This window comes from Micromonospora sp. AMSO12t, from assembly GCF_008806585.1.
GTDB lineage: Bacteria > Actinomycetota > Actinomycetes > Mycobacteriales > Micromonosporaceae > Micromonospora > Micromonospora reichwaldensis.
The window spans coordinates 1-1,046 of sequence record NZ_WAAS01000529.1; the positions used below are offsets into that span (position 1 = coordinate 1).

The 1,046-nt window shown below is 72.8% G+C and carries 1 protein-coding gene; it reads left to right on the forward strand.

The window, feature by feature from the left end; translation table 11 throughout:
- Positions 1-1,046: amino acid adenylation domain-containing protein (locus tag F6X68_RS32790; RefSeq protein ID WP_192581655.1), on the forward strand; the 1,046-nt coding region annotated here is incomplete at both ends.

The window sequence follows — 1,046 nt, forward strand, 5'->3', positions numbered from 1 at the left end:
TCATCACCAACTCCGCCGTCACCATCCTCATCACCCAAGACCCCCACGACACCGACACACCCCCCGGCGTCGTCACCCTCGCCCCGCACCGCTCCGCCTCCCCGGCGGCACCCCGGGTCGACATCCACCCCGAGCAGTTGGCGTACGTCATCCACACCTCCGGCTCGACGGGCACCCCCAAGGGCGTCATGGTCCCCCACCGGGCGCTGACCAACCTGGTCCACTGGCACCTGGACACGCACCCCACCGGCCCCGGCCAACGCCACGGCCAGGTGGCCAGCCTCGGCTTCGACGCCGCGATCTGGGAGATCTGGCCCGCGCTGGTCAGCGGCGCCACCCTGCACATCGCCGACCCGGCCGACCGCCTCGACCCCGCCGCGCTGCACGACTGGCTGGTCCGGGAGGACGTCACGAGGACGTTCCTGCCGACCCCGATCGCGGAGGCCGTCCTCCGGCTGCCCACCCCGTCCACCAGCCGGCTGCGGACGATCTTCACCGGCGGGGACGCCCTCACCACCCGGCCCTCCGCGCGCACCCCCTACGCCCTGGTCAACCACTACGGGCCCACCGAGGCCGCGGTCGTCGCCACCGCCGGGCCGGTGCGCCCGGACGGGATCCACCGGCCCGACCTCGGCGTCCCGATCGCCGGCGCCCGCATATACCTGCTGGACGCCGACCTCCAACTGGTCCCGCCCGGGGCGCCCGGCGAGGTCTGCGTCGCCGGCGACGTGGTCAGCCGCGGCTACCTGAACAAGCCCGGGCAGACGGCGGAGCGGTTCCTGCCCGACCCGCACGGACCACCCGGCAGCCGCCTCTACCGCACCGGCGACCTCTGCCGCCTCCGCACCGACGGCACCCTCGAATTCCTCGGCCGCACCGACGAACAAATCGCCATCAACGGCTACCGCATCGAACCCGGCGAAATCGAAACCGCCCTACGCACACAACCCCACATCGAAGCCGCCCTCGTCACCACCCGCACACTCCCCACCGGCCGCCACCTCATCGCCTACGTCACCAGCACCAGCACCATCGACACCCACCAA